Raw genomic sequence first — 2,471 nt, 5'->3', positions numbered from 1 at the left:
ATGAAATAAACTGTTCCGCTGATCGATTCTTTGTTTTTGGACAATATCTCCGCTATTCCAAGCCCTATTGCCATATGAACATCGTGACCACAACCGTGTTGGATTCCTTTGTTTTTTGATTTAAAAGTCACGTCGTCTGGAAAATTATTGGGCAGGGCATCCATATCAGCCCTCCAAGCTATATTTTTTCCTTCAGTTCCGCCTTTCAGAATTCCGATGATTCCGTAACCTGCGACCCCAGTTTTAACCTCCAATCCTAAACTCGATAAATATTCAGCAATCACTTTAGAAGTCCTTTTTTCATTTCCGGCCAATTCAGGATATTGGTGAAAATGCCTTCTCAGTTGGACCAGACTACCGTGTATCGCTTCGGTTTCTTTTTCGATTTTTTGGTGAATACTTTTATCTTCGGATGTCTTACAACCAAGCAAAAGGCTCAATAAAATGACAGTAGATACAAATTTGTTATTTAGTTTCATTTTTTGGTTTTCATTCGGTTTATTGCCATTATGCAACACCTTGATATCTAATTCAGGTCTTTTACGGCTGTACCCGTTATCTTGACCTTGCCACCGAAAGGAAGGGCTTCTGCTTGGTATATCGTTCTTGCCGGTCTTCTGTTTTCAGGAAAATAATCCATATAAAGTCTGTCAATTTCTGACTGATCTTTCAGGTCATCGAATGCGATGTCGATAAATACGACATCTTCTTTTTCAAAGCCAGCGGCCTTGAGGGCCGAAAAGAAATTTGTAAATGCCAATTTTCCCTCTTCCTCTATGCTTCCATCGACATATCTGCCATCGGAATCAATTGCCAATTGTCCGCTGACAAAGCACATATTGTTGACGACCACCGCATGACTGATAGGGTTGGGCCAATTGGGCAATCCATCACCTTTTTGTATGTATCTTTTCATGTTCACTTTTTTTTGATATTTCCAATTCTTAGGGACAAATGAGGATAAGGTTACACCATAAGGACACCTTCGAACATAATTTTTGCATCACTGCGAACCTCCAACTCAGTATCGCTTAGCATCACAAGGTTTAGAAATCCACCACGCTCGGATAACTGATACGCCGACATTTTTGAGATTCCCAATTTATCGCCCCAGTATTTCGCCAAAACCGAATGCGCCGCCCCTGTAACCGGGTCTTCATCGATTCCCAACCAAGGGGCGAAACATCTGGAATAAAAATCAAATTCCCTTTCCTTTGATTTTGTGGTTATTACAATCTCTTTCAGCGTATTGCTGCTTTCCAAAACTTTTTGAAAGTTCGGGGAAACATTCAAAAGAACTTCTTTATCGGGTACTTCGATCAGAAGCATATCCAAATCTTTCGACAATCTTGTTGCAATGGGTTTTCCGATTCCCAATGCGTCATAAACCTTTTGTTTCGGCTCATAGTCAACTGTGTTGTATACCGGAAAAACCATGTTTATGGAACTTTTGGCCTTTTTAGCCCTAAGATATAGGTCTTTCGGTGTCTTAAAGCAGACTTCGTCCACCCCTATTTTATCAAAAACTATCTTTGCCGAAGCCAAAGTAGCATGACCACAAAAATTGATTTCCACCTTGGGCGTGAAAAATCGAATGGAGTAGGTGCCGTTTTCCATCTTCAGCAAGAATGCCGTTTCCGATAAATTCAACTCAGAGGCGATGGATTGCATCAATTCTTCACTTATTGGGGTATCCAACAGGCAAACCCCCGCAGGGTTTCCGGTAAAGGGCAGGTCAGTAAAAGCATCTACGATATAGGTTTTTATGTTCATAACAAATTGAATTCAAAAACGGTCAATGGCTTGTACGGTAAATTTTCACATATTTAAATGCTTACAGAAAATTCTTCCGGGTCATGATACCCGAAATAGTCAATTGTATCACCATAGTCTTCAATCAATTTTCTAACCTTGTTCAAAGACTCTATTCGCATTTCATTGTCAACCGCCCGAATGGTGGCCAACTGGTCCACGGGATGGTGTTTATCTGTCAACTCTGCCCTCAAATAGTAGGCATCGCCCACATAAAACACCCAACGGCCACCATCTTTGTAGGCAACACCACAATGGCCAAGCGTATGTCCAAATAAAGGAATGAGATACACTTCAAAATCCATACTCAACTTCCGGGCGGGCAAACCGAGCCACTCACTGTCATCATTTTCATATAGCACCATTTCAGGGTCATGCTCAAGCTGTTGCTTCAAATATCTGTCATCCCCGTTTTTAAAAGCCTTATATTCCTCTCTGGTAACGTGAATCTTGGCTTCAGGAAAATCCGCCGTTCCTCCTATGTGGTCAGGGTCTAAATGGGAGCAGATGATATCGGTTACATTCTTGGGGTTCAACCCTAAGTTTTCAATTTGTCGGACTGCCGTAAGGTTTTCATCGAATTTAAATCCTGTTATCTCGACCAGTTCTTTGCCCAGTCTTTTTTCTGGTTCCCGTGTTTCAGCCAAACTTAAGCCTGC

Annotated in this window: 4 protein-coding genes; all 4 read right to left on the bottom strand. The window is 41.4% G+C overall.

Annotated features, from left to right (window positions below; translation table 11 throughout):
- A partial coding sequence (locus ACFOWS_RS18985; RefSeq protein ID WP_379768160.1) for a M20 metallopeptidase family protein occupies positions 1-479 on the bottom strand: 479 nt, incomplete at its 3' end.
- 47 nt (positions 480-526) lie between these two features.
- The gene (locus tag ACFOWS_RS18980; protein WP_379768157.1) at positions 527-916 is read right to left on the bottom strand and encodes a RidA family protein; all 390 of its coding nucleotides are present in this window, start codon (positions 914-916) and stop codon (positions 527-529) included.
- A 50-nt stretch (positions 917-966) separates the two neighbouring features.
- The gene (locus ACFOWS_RS18975) at positions 967-1,773 is read right to left on the bottom strand and encodes a PhzF family phenazine biosynthesis protein (RefSeq protein ID WP_379768154.1); all 807 of its coding nucleotides are present in this window, start codon (positions 1,771-1,773) and stop codon (positions 967-969) included.
- 53 nt (positions 1,774-1,826) lie between these two features.
- On the bottom strand, positions 1,827-2,471 hold a 645-nt coding region (locus ACFOWS_RS18970; RefSeq protein ID WP_379768151.1), incomplete at its 5' end, for an MBL fold metallo-hydrolase.

It is taken from the genome of Flagellimonas marina (assembly GCF_042651185.1).
In the GTDB taxonomy this organism is placed as follows: Bacteria; Bacteroidota; Bacteroidia; order Flavobacteriales; family Flavobacteriaceae; genus Flagellimonas; species Flagellimonas marina.
This window is presented reverse-complemented; position numbering and strand designations above follow the sequence as displayed.

Excerpts from the sequence above, each read along its gene's own strand:
- ACFOWS_RS18980 (WP_379768157.1), bottom strand. The coding sequence starts at position 916 with ATGAAAAGATACATACAAAAAGGTGATGGATTGCCCAATTGGCCCAAC.
- ACFOWS_RS18975 (WP_379768154.1), bottom strand. The coding sequence starts at position 1,773 with ATGAACATAAAAACCTATATCGTAGATGCTTTTACTGACCTGCCCTTT.